Origin of the sequence: uncultured Polaribacter sp., from assembly GCF_947497125.1 — a bacterium.
GTDB lineage: Bacteria > Bacteroidota > Bacteroidia > Flavobacteriales > Flavobacteriaceae > Polaribacter.
In genome coordinates, this window is record NZ_CANMFI010000001.1 from 114690 (window position 1) to 133660 (window position 18971).

General features: G+C 29.6%; 19 protein-coding genes. 13 read left to right on the plus strand and 6 right to left on the minus strand.

The features are described from left to right. The first annotated feature begins 63 nt into the window (after positions 1–63). The 7 genes from rpmB to rlmF all read left to right on the plus strand — a co-directional run bounded on the left by rpmB (position 64) and on the right by rlmF (position 5953). Positions 64–303: a 50S ribosomal protein L28 gene (gene rpmB, locus Q0678_RS00545; RefSeq protein WP_299052409.1), complete on the plus strand. Its 240-nt coding sequence runs from the start codon at positions 64–66 to the stop codon at positions 301–303. A gap of 27 nt (positions 304–330) precedes the next feature. Then, positions 331–513, plus strand: a complete 183-nt coding sequence (gene rpmG / locus Q0678_RS00550; protein ID WP_087562587.1) for a 50S ribosomal protein L33 — start codon at positions 331–333, stop codon at positions 511–513. Between the two features lie 52 nt (positions 514–565). Further along, complete coding sequence (locus Q0678_RS00555) at positions 566–718, plus strand: DUF4295 domain-containing protein (protein WP_299052417.1); 153 nt, start codon at positions 566–568, stop codon at positions 716–718. Positions 719–909: 191 nt separating this feature from the next. Next, complete coding sequence (gene ftsY / locus Q0678_RS00560) at positions 910–1884, plus strand: signal recognition particle-docking protein FtsY (protein WP_299052420.1); 975 nt, start codon at positions 910–912, stop codon at positions 1882–1884. Between the two features lie 125 nt (positions 1885–2009). Beyond that, complete coding sequence (gene rimO, locus Q0678_RS00565; RefSeq protein ID WP_299052422.1) at positions 2010–3362, plus strand: 30S ribosomal protein S12 methylthiotransferase RimO; 1353 nt, start codon at positions 2010–2012, stop codon at positions 3360–3362. A gap of 144 nt (positions 3363–3506) precedes the next feature. Beyond that, complete coding sequence (gene bshC / locus Q0678_RS00570; RefSeq protein ID WP_299052426.1) at positions 3507–5099, plus strand: bacillithiol biosynthesis cysteine-adding enzyme BshC; 1593 nt, start codon at positions 3507–3509, stop codon at positions 5097–5099. Continuing rightward, positions 5096–5953 (plus strand): 23S rRNA (adenine(1618)-N(6))-methyltransferase RlmF, encoded by an 858-nt coding sequence (gene rlmF / locus Q0678_RS00575; RefSeq protein WP_299052429.1) that lies wholly within the window; start codon positions 5096–5098, stop codon positions 5951–5953. Before bshC ends, rlmF begins: the two co-directional genes overlap by 4 nt. A gap of 55 nt (positions 5954–6008) precedes the next feature. Here the strand turns inward: rlmF and lon are convergent, their stop codons facing one another. Then, a complete protein-coding gene (gene lon, locus Q0678_RS00580) occupies positions 6009–8462 on the minus strand; it encodes an endopeptidase La (RefSeq protein WP_299052431.1) in 2454 nt (817 codons plus the stop codon). Positions 8463–8745: 283 nt separating this feature from the next. Here lon and Q0678_RS00585 point away from each other — a divergent pair, with 283 nt between their 5' ends. Then, positions 8746–9489, plus strand: a complete 744-nt coding sequence (locus Q0678_RS00585) for a head GIN domain-containing protein (protein ID WP_299052434.1) — start codon at positions 8746–8748, stop codon at positions 9487–9489. A gap of 19 nt (positions 9490–9508) precedes the next feature. Here Q0678_RS00585 and Q0678_RS00590 read toward each other — a convergent pair whose 3' ends face one another. Then, entirely contained in the window at positions 9509–10324 is an 816-nt protein-coding gene (locus Q0678_RS00590) for a DUF1853 family protein (protein WP_299052437.1), read from the minus strand. A 56-nt stretch (positions 10325–10380) separates the two neighbouring features. On the opposite strand from Q0678_RS00590, the gene Q0678_RS00595 reads away from it, so the two are divergent. From Q0678_RS00595 to Q0678_RS00615, 5 genes are read left to right on the plus strand one after another with little or no spacing between them, the layout of a single operon-like run. After that, positions 10381–11052, plus strand: coding sequence for a DUF2461 domain-containing protein (locus Q0678_RS00595; RefSeq protein ID WP_299052440.1), 672 nt, complete (start codon positions 10381–10383; stop codon positions 11050–11052). Further along, the gene (locus tag Q0678_RS00600; RefSeq protein ID WP_299052442.1) at positions 11052–11447 is read left to right on the plus strand and encodes a thioesterase family protein; all 396 of its coding nucleotides are present in this window, start codon (positions 11052–11054) and stop codon (positions 11445–11447) included. Before Q0678_RS00595 ends, Q0678_RS00600 begins: the two co-directional genes overlap by 1 nt. Positions 11448–11478: 31 nt before the next feature. Continuing rightward, positions 11479–12600 (plus strand): DEAD/DEAH box helicase, encoded by a 1122-nt coding sequence (locus tag Q0678_RS00605; protein WP_299052444.1) that lies wholly within the window; start codon positions 11479–11481, stop codon positions 12598–12600. Then, complete coding sequence (locus tag Q0678_RS00610) at positions 12601–13227, plus strand: trimeric intracellular cation channel family protein (protein WP_299052447.1); 627 nt, start codon at positions 12601–12603, stop codon at positions 13225–13227. Further along, the gene (locus Q0678_RS00615; protein ID WP_299052450.1) at positions 13228–13692 is read left to right on the plus strand and encodes a MaoC family dehydratase; all 465 of its coding nucleotides are present in this window, start codon (positions 13228–13230) and stop codon (positions 13690–13692) included. It abuts the gene before it with no gap. Positions 13693–13716: 24 nt separating this feature from the next. Here Q0678_RS00615 and Q0678_RS00620 read toward each other — a convergent pair whose 3' ends face one another. The 4 genes from Q0678_RS00620 to Q0678_RS00635 are packed head-to-tail and all read right to left on the minus strand — an operon-like array spanning position 13717 to position 18844. After that, positions 13717–15114, minus strand: a complete 1398-nt coding sequence (locus tag Q0678_RS00620; RefSeq protein ID WP_299052453.1) for a TolC family protein — start codon at positions 15112–15114, stop codon at positions 13717–13719. A gap of 29 nt (positions 15115–15143) precedes the next feature. Then, entirely contained in the window at positions 15144–16499 is a 1356-nt protein-coding gene (locus Q0678_RS00625) for an HlyD family secretion protein (protein ID WP_299052455.1), read from the minus strand. Between the two features lie 6 nt (positions 16500–16505). Then, complete coding sequence (locus Q0678_RS00630) at positions 16506–18170, minus strand: peptidase domain-containing ABC transporter (RefSeq protein ID WP_299052460.1); 1665 nt, start codon at positions 18168–18170, stop codon at positions 16506–16508. Between the two features lie 2 nt (positions 18171–18172). After that, positions 18173–18844: a TetR/AcrR family transcriptional regulator gene (locus tag Q0678_RS00635; protein ID WP_299052464.1), complete on the minus strand. Its 672-nt coding sequence runs from the start codon at positions 18842–18844 to the stop codon at positions 18173–18175. Positions 18845–18971 lie beyond the last annotated feature (127 nt).

Consider the following 18971-nt stretch of genomic DNA (forward strand, 5'->3'; position numbering starts at 1 on the left):
TATTGTAATTATTTGTAGATTTGCACCTCGTTTAGAGATAACACTATAAATACTGTCGAAAAGATGTCTAGAGTTTGTGAATTAACAGGTAAAAAAGCAATGGTTGGGAACAATGTTTCTCACGCTTTAAATAGAACTAAGAGAAAGTTTGACGCTAATCTAATGACAAAGCGTTTTTATATCCCAGAAGAAGATAAATGGATTAAATTAAAAATATCTGCTTCTGCATTAAAAAATATTAACAGGAAAGGAATTTCTGCAGTTATAAAAGAAGCGAGAGCTAACGGATTTTTAACAAAGTAAGCTTACGCGATTTAAAATTTTATACAGATGGCAAAAAAAGGAAACAGAGTTCAGGTAATTTTAGAATGTACAGAGCATAAAGCTACAGGAGAAAGAGGTACTTCTAGATACATTACAACAAAGAACAAGAAGAATACACCAGATAGAATGGAGATTAAGAAATTTAATCCTATTTTAAAGAAAATGACTGTTCATAAAGAAATTAAATAAATATAATATCTAGAACTCTTTGTAGAGTACATAGATTTAAAAAACACATACAATGGCAAAGAAAACAGTAGCATCGTTACAGACTTCTTCAAAAAGATTAAGTAAAGCTATCAAAATGGTAAAGTCTCCAAAATCAGGAGCTTATACATTTGTAGAAACTATTATAGATCCTTCTAAAGTAGATGCATTTTTAGCTAAAAAGTAATTTATACTTTTAACAATATTTAAAACTATTTTCTAGATTAGAAAGTAGTTTTTTTTATGCTCTATAATTACGTATTTTTGAACATCAATAAATTACAGATCTGTAATTTTAAGCAAATACATTTATAATAAAGTAAATCAATCGTATAATTGACTTTATTTGAAGGTATTGCCGTAGTAAAAAAAATAAATATGAGTTTTTTTAAGAAAATTTTTTCAAAAGAAAAAAAAGAAACATTAGATAAAGGTTTAGAAAAATCTAAAGACAGTTTTTTAGGTAAATTGTCTAAAGCTGTTGCGGGTAAATCTAAAGTAGATGCAGCTGTTTTAGATGATTTAGAAGAGGTGCTTGTAGCTTCTGATGTAGGTGTAAATACAACGCTTAAAATTATTGACAGAATAGAAGAACGCGTTGCTAGAGATAAGTATTTAGGCACAGACGAGTTAAATAAAATTCTTAAAGAAGAAATTGCAAATTTATTGTCTGAAACCAATACAGGTAATGAAACCGATTTTACAATTCCTAAGATTGCTGCTGATTCTAACGGGCATAAGATGCCTTATGTTTTAATGGTAGTTGGTGTAAATGGTGTAGGTAAAACAACTACTATTGGTAAGTTGGCTTCTCAATTTAAAAAACAAGGTTTAAAAGTAGTATTAGGCGCAGCAGATACTTTTAGAGCTGCTGCTATAGATCAATTACAAGTTTGGGCAGATAGAACAGAAGTGCCTATTGTACGTCAAGAAATGGGTTCTGACCCTGCATCTGTAGCTTTTGATACACTAAAATCTGCAGTGACCCAAAATGCAGATGTAGTTATTGTAGATACAGCTGGTCGTTTACACAACAAGGTAAATTTAATGAATGAATTGACAAAAATTAAGCGTGTTATGCAGAAAGTAGTTGCAGATGCACCACACGATGTTTTGTTAGTTTTAGATGGTTCTACCGGACAAAATGCTTTTGAACAAGCAAAACAATTTACCAAAGCAACAGAAGTTACCTCGTTGGCAGTTACAAAATTAGACGGTACAGCAAAAGGTGGCGTAGTAATCGGAATTTCTGATCAGTTTCAAATTCCTGTAAAATATATTGGCGTAGGAGAAGGAATAGATGATTTACAAGTTTTTAATAAATTCGAATTTGTAGATTCCTTTTTTAAATAGTATTCTATCATAGAACAATCAACATTAAAGCTCTTACATAGAGCTTTTTTTTATTATACAACTTTGTAAAGCCTCTTTAAAAGTAGTTAATTTAGCTTTATATTTGCAGTCAGAAAAAAAACAATATGCGTACAAAAACCAGTAAACAAAATAAAATTAACGTAGTTACTTTAGGCTGCTCTAAAAACGTTTACGATAGTGAAGTTTTAATGGGACAATTGAAAGCCAATGGCAAAGATGTAGTGCATGAAGATGAAAATGACGATGGCAATATTGTAGTTATTAATACCTGCGGTTTTATTGGCAAAGCCAAAGAAGAATCTATAGATACTATTTTGCATTATGCGCAAAGAAAAGAAGCTGGCGAAATAGACAAAGTTTTTGTTTCTGGATGTTTAAGTGAAAGGTACAAGCCAGATTTAGAAAAAGAAATTACCAACGTAGATCAGTATTTTGGTACGCATGATTTGCCAAACTTATTACAAGCTTTAGAAGCAGATTATAAGCATGAATTGATTGGAGAGCGTTTAACAACGACTCCAAAACATTATGCATATCTAAAAATAGCAGAAGGTTGCGATAGACCTTGTTCTTTTTGTGCAATTCCGCTTATGCGAGGAAAACACGTATCTACACCAATTGAAAATTTGGTTACCGAAGCAACCAAACTTGCCGAAAAAGGGATTAAAGAAATTATGCTAATTGCACAAGATTTAACCTATTACGGTTTAGATATTTATAAAAAACGTGCACTTGCAGACTTATTAATTGCGTTGACAAAAGTAGAGGGTATAGAGTGGATTAGAATGCATTATGCTTTTCCAACAGGTTTTCCGATGGATGTTTTAGAGGTGATGAAAAACGAACCTAAAGTATGTAATTATTTAGACATACCCTTGCAACACATTAATACAGAGTTGTTAAAATCGATGAAACGTGGTACAACACATGAGAAAACAACTGCTTTAATACATAAATTTAGGGAAATAGTGCCAGAAATGGCTATAAGAACTACTTTAATAGTTGGGTATCCAGGAGAAACAGAAGAAATGTTTCAAGAGCTTAAAGATTGGGTAGAAGAGATGCGTTTCGAGCGTTTAGGTGCTTTTGAATATTCTCACGAAGAAAATACTGGCGCATATGTTTTAGATGATAATGTGCCCGCAGAAGTAAAGTTTAGAAGAGTTAATGAAATTATGGAGGTACAATCTCAAATTTCTTGGGAATTGAATCAACAGAAAATAGGAAAAACATTTAAATGTTTGTTTGACAGAAAAGACGGTGAGTTTTTCTATGGTAGAACAGAATCTGATTCGCCAGACGTAGACAACGATGTTTTGGTAGATGCCAAAGAACACTATATAAAAATTGGCGAGTTTATAGATGTTAAAATTTATGATGCCGGAGATTACGATTTGTATGGTACTCCTGTAAAAAGACAAGAGAAGCCAATGCCTTTGCATCAAAAAAGAAAATAGAAGTTACAGAAAAGTAATCATTATTTTTATAAGGTGTTTTCTAAAATTAAGATGGTATTTAAATCGTCTAATAGGTGCTTTTTAAGATAACAAAAACAAAAAACAGTTGTATTTTTAGTTTTTAACAAAGAACAATTAAGAGAAATGAAAGTAACTCATATACCTTATAAACAAACTGGTTTTTTTTCTAAAACCATGCTAGATTATCTTAACAAAACAGCATCTATAGCTCCATTTTATAATAATTTTCCAGATATAACAGGTTTTCATAATCAGATAGAAGAGAAAGAGAAATCTTTTCGGTTACAATCTCGATTGGTATTATCATCTGCTTTAAAAGAACAATACAATAACTTTAATACTTCTTTAAAGACAGCAGATAATATAGCTTCTTTAAAGGATAAAAATACGTTTACAATAACTACAGGTCACCAGTTAAATTTATTTACTGGGCCTTTGTACTTTTTGTATAAAATTATTTCTACGATTAATTTATGCAAAGAATTAAAACTAAAATTTCCTTCTAAAAATTTTGTACCAATTTATTGGATGGCTTCTGAAGATCATGATTTCGATGAAATTAATTATTTTAATTTTGATGGTAAAAAAGTAAGCTGGAATTATGAAGATGGTGGTGCAGTTGGTCGATTTTCTACCGAAAGTTTAGAAGCAGTCTTTGCAGTTTTTTCGGATCATTTGGGCAGTTCTAAAAATGCACTTTTTTTAAAACAACTTTTTTCTGATGCCTATTTAAAACATACAACTTTAACATCGGCAACACGGTATATTGCTAACGAATTGTTTGCTGACGATGGCTTGGTTATTATAGATGCAGACGATAAAAATTTAAAAGAACTATTTGTGCCTTTTGTAAAAGATGAGTTTGAAAATAAAACGTCATTTACAGCAGTTAGCAAAACGATTAAAGATTTAGAAAAGGAATATAAAATTCAGGTGAACCCTAGAGAAATTAATTTATTTTATTTAGGAAAACATTATCGAGAACGCATTGTTTTAGAGCAAGGAATTTATAAGGTTAATAATACAGATATAGTTTTTACAAAAGACGAAATAATTAAAGAGTTAGTAAATAACCCAGAAAACTTTTCGCCAAATGTAATTATGCGTCCGCTTTATCAAGAGGTAATTTTACCAAACATCTGTTATATTGGTGGTGGTGGCGAAATTGCTTATTGGCTAGAGTTAAAAGCGTATTTTAATAAAGTTAATGTTCCTTTTCCGGTATTGTTGTTAAGAAATTCTGTTCAAATTATAGAAAGCAATCAACAGAAAAAGTTACAAAAATTAAATATTTCTATTCAAGAACTCTTTTTGAGTCAGCATCAATTAATTGCAAATAAAGTAATTGAAAACGCCAACTTAGAAATAGATTTTGATGAAAAAATAGCTTTTTTAGAGCAACAATTTTTAGAGTTAAAGCAGGTTGCTAAACTAACAGATGTAACTTTTATAAATGCTGTAAACGCCCAAGAAAGAAAACAAGTTAAAGGACTACAAAACTTGCAAAAAAGATTGCTAAAAGCAGAAAAAAGGCGTCAAAAAGATTTAGTAGTAAGAATAAGTGAATTGCAAAATAAAATTTTACCAAACCAATCATTAGAGGAACGTCAGCGAAACTTTTCTGATTATTATCTTTCTTACGGAAGTACTTTTGTAGAAGTTTTAAAAGAGGTTTTACAGCCTTTAAAATTAGAATTTACAGTAATAGAATTATGAGTAAAGATAAAGGACTACATCCTAAAAATAGGTTTAATAAAGGTTATGAGTTTGAGAAGTTAATTCTTTTAAATCCGGCCTTAAAAGAATTTGTAATTACCAATCAGTATAACAGCGTAACAATCGACTTTTCGAATCCGAAGGCAGTAAAAGAATTAAATAAAGCATTATTATTCTCGTATGATGTAATTTCTAATTGGAATTTTCCTGACCAAAATTTATGTCCGCCAATACCTGGTAGATTAGATTATATTCATCATTTAGCATCACTTTTAAAAGATGAAAAAGATGTGAAAATATTAGACATTGGTACAGGAGCAACCTGTGTTTATCCTTTATTAGGTGTTGCAGAATATAATTGGGATTTTGTTGCAACAGATATCGATTTAGATTCTTTAGATACCGCACAAGATATTATTGATGACAATCATTTAACATCAAAAATTAATTTGCGCCAGCAGTTTGATGAATCTAAGATATTAGCAAATATTATAGAGAAAACAGACTCCTTTTCTGCAGTGATGTGCAATCCACCGTTTTATAAGTCTGCAGAAGAAGCACAAGGCGCTAATAAAAGAAAGAATAAGAATCTAGGCAATAGTGCGGTTCGTAATTTTTCTGGAAATAATAATGAATTATGGTATGTTGGTGGCGAAAAGGCTTTTTTACACAACTATCTGTATGAAAGTACGCTTTATAAAAATTCTAGTAAGTGGTTTACAAGCTTGGTTTCTAAAAAAGAGAATGTAGAGAGTTTAACAATTTCTTCAAAAAAATTAGGGGTTAAAGAGTTTAATGTTATTTCTATGAATCAAGGAAATAAAGTGACAAGAGTTGTCGCTTGGAGGTTTTAAATAAACCTAATTCATAAAAAAAAACCGCTATCTAATTAGATAGCGGTTTGTGGTTTTAAGCTAATTTTTTAGCATTTTTTACTTTTTGTTTGGTAAGTGCAATTGCAATTACCTCTTTCATTTCAGTTACGTAATGAAAAGTTAACCCTTTCAAATAACTTTCTTTTATTTCTAAAATATCTTTTTCGTTTTCTTTACACAAAATAATTTCTTTAATATTTGCTCTTTTTGCAGCAAGTATTTTTTCTTTAATACCACCTACAGGTAAAACTTTGCCTCTTAAAGTAATTTCGCCAGTCATGGCTAATTTGTTTTTAATTTTACGCTGTGTAAATGACGAAACTAAAGAAGTTAACATCGTAATACCAGCACTTGGCCCGTCTTTTGGTGTAGCGCCTTCTGGTACATGTATGTGTACATTGTATTTGTCTAAAATTGCTGGCTTAATACCAAATTCTTCTGCGTTAGATTTTATGTATTGCATTGCAATTGTTGCAGATTCTTTCATTACAGTACCTAAATTACCAGTAATAGAAAGTGTACCTTTTCCTTTAGATAAGATAGATTCTATAAATAAGATATCTCCACCAACTTGCGTCCATGCTAAACCAGTAACAACACCGGCAACCTCATTATTTTCAAATTTATCTCTATTTCTAGGCGTACCTAATATTTCTTCTATTTTTTCTGATGATAAAGCAATATCATAGTCTTCTTCTAAAGCAATTGATTTAGCAGCAAAACGAACTACTTTCGCAATCTTTTTTTCGAGTCCTCTAACACCAGATTCTCTTGTGTATCCTTCAACAATTAATTCTAGTTGTTTTTTGCCTAATTTTAAATGTTTACTATCTAAGCCATGTTCTTTTAGTTGTTTTGGTAACAAATGCCTTTTAGCAATCTCTACCTTTTCTTCTATAGTATAGCCAGTAACATTAATAATTTCCATTCGGTCTCTTAAAGCCCAAGGTATTTGTCCTAAATTATTAGCTGTAGCTATAAATAGTATTTTAGATAAATCATACCCAACTTCTAGATAGTTATCGTAAAAACTTTCATTTTGCTCTGGGTCTAAAACTTCTAACATTGCCGATGAAGGGTCTCCTTGATGACTTTGACTTAGCTTGTCAATTTCATCTAACACAAAAACCGGATTAGAAGTTTTGGCTTTTTTTAAGTTCTGAATTAAACGACCTGGCATTGCACCGATATATGTTTTTCTGTGGCCTCTTATTTCAGCTTCATCTCTTAAGCCTCCTAAAGACATTCTAACATATTTACGCCCTAAAGCTTCTGCAACCGATTTTCCTAAAGATGTTTTTCCAACTCCAGGAGGTCCGTATAAACAGATAATTGGAGACTTCATATCTCCTCTTAATTTTAAAACAGCCAAATGTTCTATAATTCTTTCTTTTACTTTTTCTAAGCCAAAATGTTCTCTATCTAAAACTTTAGTAGCAACTTTTAAATCGAATTTGTCTTTAGAGTAAACACCCCAAGGTAACTCTAAAAGTAGTTCTAAATAACTTCTTTGAACCCCATATTCTGCTGCTTGTGGGTTCATTCTTTTTAATCTATTTAGTTCTTTTTCAAAAGTTTCGGCAACTTCTTTATTCCATTTTTTACTTTTTGCCTTAGTGCGCATTTCCTCTAGCTCTTCATCGTTAGAAACGCCGCCTAATTCTTCTTGAATGGTTTTTAATTGTTGATTTAAATAATATTCTCTTTGTTGCTGATCTAGATCTTCACGTGTTTTAGATTGAATATCATTACGTAGTTTTAATTTTTGTAACTCTTTATTTAAGTTTGTTAAAGCTAATAACGCACGTTCTTTTAAATTATCTTTCTCTAAAATTAGTTGTTTTTGAGCAACTGTTAAATCCATATTAGAAGAAATAAAATTCACCAAAAAAGCGTCTGATTTTATATTTTTTATAGCAAAAGAAGCTTCCGAAGGTAACATCGGGTTTTCTTTAATAACTTCTAAAGATTGCTCTTTAATAGATTCTATAATTGCTTCAAATTCTTTAACATTTTCTACTTCCTTATCATCAATAGCCTCTTTTACAGTTGCTTTTAAATAAGGTTTGTCTTGTATAATTGCATCAATTTTAAAACGTTTTTTACCCTGAATAATAACAGTAGTGTTACCGTCTGGCATTTTTAAAACACGTAAAATTTGAGCAACCACACCAGTTGTATGAATGTCTTTTAAGCTAGGTTTTTCTTCTTCTTCATTTTTTTGAGCAACAACACCTATTACTTTGTCTCCTTTATTGGCATCTTTAATCAATTGTATAGATGTATCTCTACCTGCTGTAATAGGTATTACAACGCCAGGAAAAAGTACCGTATTTCTTAAAGGTAAAATAGGCAATATTTCGGGTACACTTTCTTTGTTAATAATTTCCTCATCTTCAGGAGTCATTAAAGGTATTAACTCAGAATCTTCGTTTAACATGCTGTTAAGCGACATATTGTCTAAATGCATTATTTTTGGTTTGCTCATAGTATTGTATATCTGTCATACTGACATTGATTTTGCTAAAGTATAAAAGCAATGTCAATTTTAAATTTTTAATTATCTGATAATCAATATTTTTATTATAATTAAATGATATTGTTTAATCATAAAAACAATTGTTGTGCCAAAGGATTTAATATCTTGTTTTTTTATAAAACATCTTTAAATCATAACGATTAAAAATAAAGTGTGTACTTTTATAATCAAAAGACAGTTATTTCTATTGTAAATAAATTTAGGGTAACTCTATTAAATTAACTCTATTAATATGAACACAATTATAAAAAAGGTCCTCTTATTAAATTTTATTTTTATAATAACCACATCTTTAAGTGCTCAAAATTGGTTTTCTGGCAATAAAAAAATAAAAGGAAATGGAGTCCTATTAAAAGAAGTTAGAGAGGTGCCTAACTATAAAGAGATTTCGATTGGCGGATTTTTCGAAGTTGTTTTGGTTTCTGGTAAACAAGGAAAAATTGACATTGAGGCAGAAGAAAATTTGATGGCTTACATAACAACAGAAGTTACAGACAGAGTTTTAAAAATAAATTTTAAAAAACACACAAACATCAATGCTACTAAAAAAATGCAACTTTTGGTTCCCTACAAAGGTTTAGAAGGTGTTGCAATTGGCGGTTCTGGTAGTGTTTCTAGCAATCATATAATAGATACAAATAACTTTAATATATCAATTGCAGGCTCTGGCGGTTTAAATCTTTCTTTAAAGGTTGTAAATGTAACTACCTCAATTAGTGGTTCTGGTACGATAGATTTACAGGGTAGTACAGAAAATTTAAATTGCTCAATTGCAGGTTCTGGGTCAGTAAATGCCTATGATTTAAAAGCAGACAAAGTAAGTATAAATATAGCGGGTTCTGGTAGCGTTAAAACCACTGCTATCACAAAATTAAAATCTAAATTAGTGGGTTCTGGGAATGTTTATTATAAAGGAAAACCAAATAAAATAGATACAAAATCGGTAGGTTCTGGTAGTGCATTTAATCGAAATTAATATGTAACAGCTTCTTTATTTAAGGCCACCAGATTAGAAAGAATTTTTCAATCTCTCCATTTTTCTTTTTTAACCAACAAAGCGGTGTAGTTTGTTTTGTTAAATATCCATCAGTTTTGGTAACAAAATCGTTATAATTTAGCCAGTTTACGGTTTTATGAGGAATGGTAATCCAATCTTTTTTTACAGGAATAAAAAACTTACAATTTTCGAACTGTTTTAGTTCTTTTCTATTTATATAAAAACCAGCAATGCAATTCTCGTCTAAATGATTTAAAGTAATATCTTTACTTGCAAAGGGCATAAATAATTGCCCCATAAAATAAACTTGTTGTTGTATGTTTTTAGCATTTAGGTTGATGTTTTTTAAATATGAATCACTTTCTTTAGAGTAGAGAAGTGGCAGTTGTTTTTCTTTTAGTTTCTTAATTTTTTCTAACAAAGAATCTTTTCTGTTAGGGCCAATAAAATGAGCTATTTCAGAATTGCCAACACTAGCATCGTACAAATAAAATTTATAGACAATTTCTAAATGAATGGGTTGTTTTTCTTTTAAAAGAATGCAATCTAACTCACCTAAAGTAATTTTTTCTTTTTGAATTTGAATGTTCTCGCTAATTATTTGGATGCTTTTGTTCTGCTTCAATTCAAAAGAAACAAAACGTTCGATGTATTTACCCAATCTTAATTTTTCATCGATATCAATTGATATTTTTGATGCTTTTTTTTCAATTTCAAATTGATGAAGCTCACAAACAGCATTCTTTTTCCACAAAGTATTTGTTTGTAGAAAACCTTCATATCTTTTTTGAATTATTTTTTCTTTTTGATGCATATAAAAACGAAGTTACAATTCTATTTTGTAAATTTAAACTTTCAAAATTCAATAAAATGCCCTTCCAAGAAACAAGTTTACAATTTTTAAAAACCTTACAAAAAAATAACAATAGAGATTGGTTTACTGCCAATAAACCATCTTTTGTAAAAATTCAAAAAGAAGTAAAAGAGGTTTTTTTAGAAATACAATCAGATCTAGAAAAACATGATGAAATAGAAAAAATGAAAATTTATAGAATCTATAGAGATGTTCGTTTTTCTAATGATAAAACACCTTATAATCCAAGGTTAGCAGCATCTTATACAAGATTAGGCAAAGCTTTAAGAGGCGGTTATTTTTTACAAATAAAACCAGGAGAAACAATGTTGGCTGGAGGTTTTTGGCAGCCAGAAAAAGACGATTTATTAAGAATTAGAAAAGAAATTGCACAAGATGCAAGTGAATTTCGTGAAATATTAAACGATAAAAACTTTAAGAAGTATTTTGGAGGTGTTTTTAAAGGAGACGAATTAAAATCTGCACCAAGAGGTTTCGATAAAGACCATAAAGACATCGATTTATTAAGAAAGAAAGGTTTTATTGCTATAAGAAGTTTTACAGATGCAGAAGTTTTAGCACCCAATTTTTTAAAAGAAATAGCAGATAGTTATAAGGCTTTACGACCTTTTTTTAATTTATTTAGCGATGTTTTAACAACTAATTTAAACGGAGAATCTATCTTATAATGAATACTGTGTTTTCTTTAACCATCAAAGTTTCATCCGAAGATATAGATACGCTACAACATGTAAATAATTTAGTTTATGTGAAGTGGATGGATGATATTGCTACAACCCATTGGTCTTATTTAACTAAAAATAATCCATTGCCACAATACGTTTGGGTAGTAACTAGGCATGAAATAGACTATAAAAACCAGGCAACTTTAGGAGATGAAATTCTTGTAAAAACATGGGTTGGAGAAACTAAAGGCATTACTTCTATAAGGTTTATGGAGTTTTATAAGAACGATATTTTGTTAGTAGCCGCAAAAACTACATGGGCAATGTTAGATGCCAAAACTTTTAAGCCTACAAGAATTAGAGAAAATGTTTTAAAAGTACTACAGCCTCTTAAATAAAAGTATCTTTGCATAAAAATTAAACTACAAAATGTCAACTTTTTCTTCATTAGGTATTCAAACAGATTATATAAAAGCACTTCAAGAATTAGGGATTACAAAACCCTCTGAAATTCAAGAAAAAGCAATTCCTATTTTAATAAATTCGAAAACAGATTTTATTGGTTTGGCGCAAACTGGTACTGGTAAAACAGCCGCTTTTGGATTGCCTGTTTTACATCATATAGATGCTAGTTCTAACAACATTCAAACCTTAATTTTATCTCCTACAAGAGAGTTGGTTCAGCAAATAAAAAAGCAATTATTTAAGTTTACTAAATTTAGTAATGATAAAATTTTTGTTGAAGCTGTTTTTGGTGGCGAAAAGATAGATCGACAAATGAATAATCTAAAAAGAACGACTCACGTAGTTGTGGCAACACCAGGTAGATTAATCGATTTAATAGAAAGAGGTAGCATTGATATTAGTCACGTTAAAACAGTTGTTTTAGATGAAGCTGATGAAATGCTAAGCATGGGTTTTAAGCAAGATTTAAATAGAATTTTAAAATTTACAACCAAATTAGATAGAAAAACATGGTTGTTTTCTGCCACAATGCCAGAAGAAATTAAGCGAATTGTTAAAACGTATATGGATGCGAATGCACCAAGAGTAGAAATTAATAGAAGTGCTTTGGTAAATGCAAATATTCGTCATCATTTTGTTAAAACAACTCTAAAAGAAAAACCTTTAGATATTATTTCTTTTCTAGAAAAAAGACAAGATCAAAGAGGTATTATTTTCTGTAGAACAAAAGCAGGAGCTCAAAATTTAGCAGCTTTACTAATAGAAGAAGGCTTTTCTGCGGCCGCATTAGAAGGAGATATGCAGCAAAAAGAACGCGATAAAGTAATGAGAGCCTTTAAAAAAGAAAATATTCAGTACTTAGTTTCGACAGATGTTTCTGCTCGTGGTATTGATGTTAGTGGATTAGAGTTTGTAATACATCATCAATTACCAGAACAATTAGAATACTATACACATAGAAGTGGTAGAACAGCAAGAGCAGGTAAAACCGGAGTTTCAATAGCTTTTATACTGCCATCAGAATTAGAGAGAATTCATCAAATTCAGAAAGAATTAAATATTAAATTCTCTGAAGTTACTGTATAAATGAATCTTATCTATTTTTTAGACATATCAGGAACCTTTGCCTTTGCTATTAGTGGTGCCTTGGTGGCTTCTGATAAAAAGTTCGATTTATTTGGTGTAGCAATAATTGCTTTTGTTACCGCCGTTGGTGGTGGTATGCTTCGAGATATCTTAATTGATGCACATCCAATCAATTGGATTGGAGATCTTAATTATTTATGGACTATCTTTTTAGCAGTGATTCTAACTTTTTTGTTTAAAAGTAAAATAGCACCTTTAAGTAAAACACTTTTTTTGTTTGATACCATTGGTTTAGGTGTTTTTACGTTACTGGGTTTGCAAAAAGGATTGTCTTTTAATTTGCATCCTATCATTGCTTTGATAATGGGAATGATTTCTGCTGTTTTTGGCGGCGTTTTAAGAGATGTGCTAACAAATAAAGTACCTTTAATTTTCGAAAAAGAAATTTATGCCTCTGCTTGTTTAGCCGGTGGTTTTACTTATTTAATTTTAAGTTATTTTAAACTGTCAGAAAATTTAATTTTTATTGTTTCTGCAACTATTATTGTTGTTATAAGAGTTATTGCTGTAAAATTTCAACTACAGTTACCAAAAATTAAAGACGATTTATTTACTAAAACGAAATAAATGAGTAGTGTAATATTTAATAATTTTGAAGATTTTAAACAGTGTAAAGGGCAACAGTTACCTTTAGGGGAATGGTTTCTTATAACACAAGAAATGATCAACAATTTTGCAAATGCTACTTTAGATAAACAGTGGATTCATGTTGATGAAAAAAGAGCTTTAAAAGAGAGTCCGTTTAAAAGTACAATAGCACATGGTTTTATGTCTGTTGCTATGATTTCTAAATTATTAGGAGAAATTTTTACTATTAAAAGCTTAAAAATTGGCTTAAATTATGGTTTAAACAAAGTTCGTTTTCCTAATCCGGTACCCGTTAACAGTCAGTTAAGAATGATTGCTAGTGTAATTGATGTTACAGAGATTAATAACAACGGTATTAGGGTTACTTTTTCTTGTATAGTAGCGATAAAAGGGCAAGAGAAACCTGCTTGTGCTGCAGAGTTTATTGCAGCCTTTTTTGAATAAAATAGATTGATAAAGTAGCCTTTCTTAGTCTGTTAAATTGATGACAGCAACCTTAAATAAATTAGCTTTAGTTTTAAAGAATGAGTTTTCTAAATCGATCGCTTTTAGTTTCGCTTCAATTAATTTTACTTCTCGATAGTTTACAAGAAATAGAGAGCTTTCTCCTAAAAAAAACTTACGATCTTCTGCATTAAGTAAGGTGTGGTAATCTTTTACAATACTGCTAGTTAGGTTGTTTTGGTATCGAAAAGAATTGAGTTCTTGTTGTATTGCGTTTACTTTGTTTTTTATTGTAATTTTTGCAATCTCATTTTCTAATTTTTGGTCTTGTAGTTTTATGTTTGCTAACTTTAAATCTCCTCTTTCTTTTCTTAAAAATATAGGTACTTTAAAGTTAATTCTAGCTTTATAATCTTGATTATTAAAAGAGTTTATTTGGTTTCTATTTTCAGTTAAAAAATTATATTCTACATCTAATTTAGGTAATAAATTATTTAGCTTTAATTTTCTATCAATGTTTAAACCATTAATTTTAAAGTTTAAAGATCTTATTTTTGGGTGATTATTAATGTCAAAATTTTCATCGTTAAACAATGCGATATTAAATGTTACATCTACATTATTTATAGTGTTTGTATCGGGAATAATATTTTCTTGTAGCTCTACAGGTGTATTATTGTTTAGCCATAAAAAATTAGACAATTCTAAAGAAGATTTTATCAGTTTTATTCTTGCTTTTTCGAAGTTTAACTTTCTTGTATTTAATGTAATTTTAGCTTCTGTAGTATCTATTGCCGGTTTTTGACCTTCAAAAAAAGCTCTCTTTGTTGCTTTAAATCGTGTATCTGCATTTATTAAAAAACTTTCATATACTTTTTTCTCGTTGTAAGTTTTAAGCCAGTTAAAGTAGGTTGTAGCAGCATTGTATAAAATTTCATTTACCAATATTTGTTGGTCTTCTTTTGCCTGATTTAAGAATAGCTTGGCTTGTTTTAAAGAAGCCATTCTTTTATTAATTAAAAGACCATTTAATAAAGAAGCAGAAATACCTGCACTATACAAACCATCATTTGGGGTATTTAGATCGTTACTTAAAAATTGACCACTATTATTTTCAAAATTAGCTTTCAACTCTAATCCGTAATACGTTGGTATTTTAAAAGTAGAATTTAATTCTGTGTAATAGTTTTTGTCTTTAAATTGTTTTTTATCAAAATCAACTTCTATTTTTGGATCAAAAGCACCTCTAGATTTTAAAAGTTTTGCTTCACTTTCATTAATAATAAGGTTTGCCTGTTTTACAATTGGATGGTAATTTTTTACATACCCTAAGTACTCAGACAATGTCATTACAGAAGTAACATTTTGAGATAGAATACACGTTGTAAAAAAGAATAAAAATACTGTTATAGATGCTTTCATGTGCTATTTTTAAAAGTAAGCAATTGAATTTATGATTTCTTTTTTTTGTCTTTTTTGTCTGTTTCTGGTTGATAGTAATTAGGAGGGAAACTATTTAATTGTCTCCAAAGTTCAAACCAAATAGGTACATCTTCTAGTAATGCAATTGTTTTAGCGCCAGACCCAACTCTAATGGCTTCTGGCCAGGTATGATCTTTTTCATCTGGGGCAAGTAACACTCTATATTTTCCGTTTTCACTAATAAAACGTTCAATGGCAACTACTTCTGCACCATAGGTACCGTAAGAAACATTTGGCCAACCAGAAAATACAATAGCAGGCCAACCATCAAATTGCACACGTACTTTTTCTCCGATATGAAGTAGTGGTAAATCTATAGGTCTTACAAAAGTTTCTACAGCCAAATCATAACTTGCGGGCATTATACCAACCAAATCATCACCTTCTTTAAAAGTACCTCCAATACCGCCTTTAACAGCTTTATTTATGTAACCATCATGTGGTGCCGTTATGTATAATAAACTGTTTCTAATTTTGTAGTTGCTGTTGCTATTTTCTAGTTTAGATACCTGTACTTCTGCATCAAAACCACTAGACATTGCAGTAGACATATCACTCTGTGCTTTAGAGATTTTATTTGTATACTCTGCTTTAATTCTTGTAATTTCTATTTTTGCATTTAAGATGTTATTCTTACTTTCTAATAGTTTATTTTCTTTATTGATTAATTCGGCTTGCGTTTTTTGTAGTTTTAAATTCTTTTCTTCTACGTCTTTCTTTGCAGCAATGCCTTCTTTTTCTAAAGTTTCTGCTCTGGTAAATTGCCTTTTTGCAATTTTAATATTTGTTTTTGCAGCTTCAAATTCAATACTATCGCTTTGTACTTTTAATTTAGATTGTATCAATTTATTTTCTGCCATTTCTAACTTAAAACCTTGTTCATTTTTAAGCGAAGAAATTTGTCTTTGCAGTGCACTTACTTTTTCTTTATAGGCACCTACAGAAGAAATTTTTGCATTAATTTGTTGATTGGTTCTTTCAATAAGTCTACTGTCAAAATATTCGCTTTTTACTTCGGATATTCTAAGGATAGTATCACCTTTTTTTACAAAATTACCTTCCCTAACAAACCATTGTTCTATTCTGCCCGGAATTTGTGATTGTATTGTTTGTGGTCTCTGTCCTGGTGTTAAAGTTGTAACCAATCCGTTACCAGAGATGTTTTGTGTCCAAGGTAAAAAGAGAGCAATAAAACCTACAATGGCAAAAACTAAAAGAAACTTATTTAAAGCTTTGTAATAGTCTTTGTTAAAAATAGTTTTACCTGATTTGTATTGCTGTATATCAAATGATTTGTGTAGTTGGTTTTTAGAGATATTTAACATAACAAATTATTTTATAGATTTAACTTCACCTTTTTCTAAGGTAATTATTTGACCGCATTGGGTGCTCCAACTTTTTTTACTACTAACAACAATTAAAGACCACGGTCTATTAAAATCTGTCAAATAGTTGATAATTCTTTCAGATTCTTCAACATTAAATTGATCTAATGGATCTTCTAAAATCATTACTTTTGGCTGTTTTATAATTGCTCTTGCAAGAAGGATTTTTTTAGCAATTGTAAAAGACATTTGTTTTCCCTCTGGATATAAAACAGTTTCAAGACCATTTGGTTGTTCTTTTAAAAATTGTGTTAAACCAACAATATCAAGTGCTTCATACATAATTGTATCTGCAATTTTATGATTGCCAAAAACTAAATTTTCTTTTATAGTACCTTCAAAAGGAGTTTCATCTGCTAAAGATAGTCCTAGTTGAGATCTGTAGTGGTTTAATTGCAAGCTATTTAATGATAAATTATTTACGTAAATATTACCACTTGTAGGTTCTACAATACCAGATATTAAACGTAATAAACTAGATTTTCCTGAACCACTTTCTCCAATTACTAAAATTCTACTTTTAGGTTCTAATTTAAGTGATATGTTTTCTAAAATGTGTTTTTTTCTATTTTCTACTCGGTAAGATGCTTCATCTAATTCGATAGTTAATCCCTCTTTAAATACTGGCATTTCTCCTTCTTGAGGTTCTAGCTCTTTGTCAACAACCTGACCAATTTTTTCAATTGATGTTAGTACATCGTAAAAAGATTCTAAGCCAATAATTAATTTTTCTACAGACTGAATAACTAAAAGAATAATGATTTCTGCAGCAACAAACTGACCAATATTCATTTCTTGATTTAAAACCAATGCACCCCCAATAAGAAGTAAGCTAGCAGTTACAATTACTTTAAAACCAATCATTTGGCTAAATTGTAGTATAAGTATTTTAAAGTGATTTTCTCTAGCTTTTAAGTATTTATCTACTAAATAATCGTTTTTAGTTAATGCCAAGTTGGTGTTTCCAGAAAGTTTAAAACTAACAACAGTTCTTGCTATTTCTTGAATCCAATGCGCTACTTTATATTTAATTTTAGACTCAGCTAAACTTGTTTCTAGTCCTTTTTGGGCGGTGAATTTAAAAACTATATATATTAATAGTAAAAGTAAAATTCCAAAAATAATAAAAAATGGGTGGTAAAAAGACAAGAGTATTAGCGCAAAAATAATTTGCAATAGTGCTGTTGGTACATCAATTAAAATTTTAGACAATCCTTTCTGTATGGTTAAAGTATCAAAAAAACGATTGGCTAATTCTGGTGGATACACATTTCTAAGCTGATTCATTTTTATTTTAGGAAATCGATAGCTTAACTCAAAAGAAGACCTTGTAAATATTCTTTGTTGTATGGTTTCTATAATTCTTAATTGCATTAATTGTAACAAGCCAGAAAAAATTACACCCATTGTTACTACAATCACTAAAACTACCCATGAAGTAGAAATTTGTGCACCTTGTATTAGGTTAATAATTGCTTGTATACCTAACGGTAATGAAAGTGCAACTACACCACCAAAAATGGCATAATAAAATATCTGAAAAATATCTTTTTTTTCAAGTTTTACTAAACCAACAAAACGTTGCCAAGGAGTTAATTGTTTATTTTTCATATTTATTTGATAGTATTTTTAACTAAATGAATAAAAAAACTAGTAGGTGTTTTTTCTTTGTCACAATTAGTAATTGAAGGAAAATGTTCTGTAAGGTAGTGTTGGTGTAGGCCACCTTCAATAATGCTACTTGCTAAACTTAATGCAAAAGGATACTCTTTTTTTACTCCTAAAATCATTTCACTAATACGTGTAATAATTCTTTTATAAATTTCAAAATACCCTTCTTTATTTTCGGTATCTACAGCTTTTGTTAAAAATGATTTAGAACTTTCTTTAACAATTATTTTATATAAAACTGTTTCGTTAATATGAGAATAATTACTGTCTTCTATAACCGTTCTGGTTACTATATCTATTGCTTTGTCTAGTTTTTCATTAGCGTCAGAAATACTAAATGTTTCTATTACTAGTTGGTATTCTAGCCATGCCCAATACCAAGAGGTTAAATAAAGAAGTAATTTGTGTTTACTTTCAAAGTACCTGTAAATAGAACTTTCATTAGAATTAATTTTTGCTCCTAATTTCTTAAAAGTAAAACTTTCAAAACCTATTTCTTCTATTAGAGAAATAGCATGTTCTATAATTCTTTTTCCTAATTCTGAAGTTTCAGGATCTTTGATAAATATTTTATCAGGTACAGATATTTTTAATACAGATAATAAATTTTTCATAATATTTGATTGCTGCGCAAATATAATAGTATTACTATTATAATATTGTGTTTTATCTGTTTTTTTAATATTTTTTTAACATCTTGTATTAAGAGGTAAAGAATAGTTACGCAATTAATAGTATATT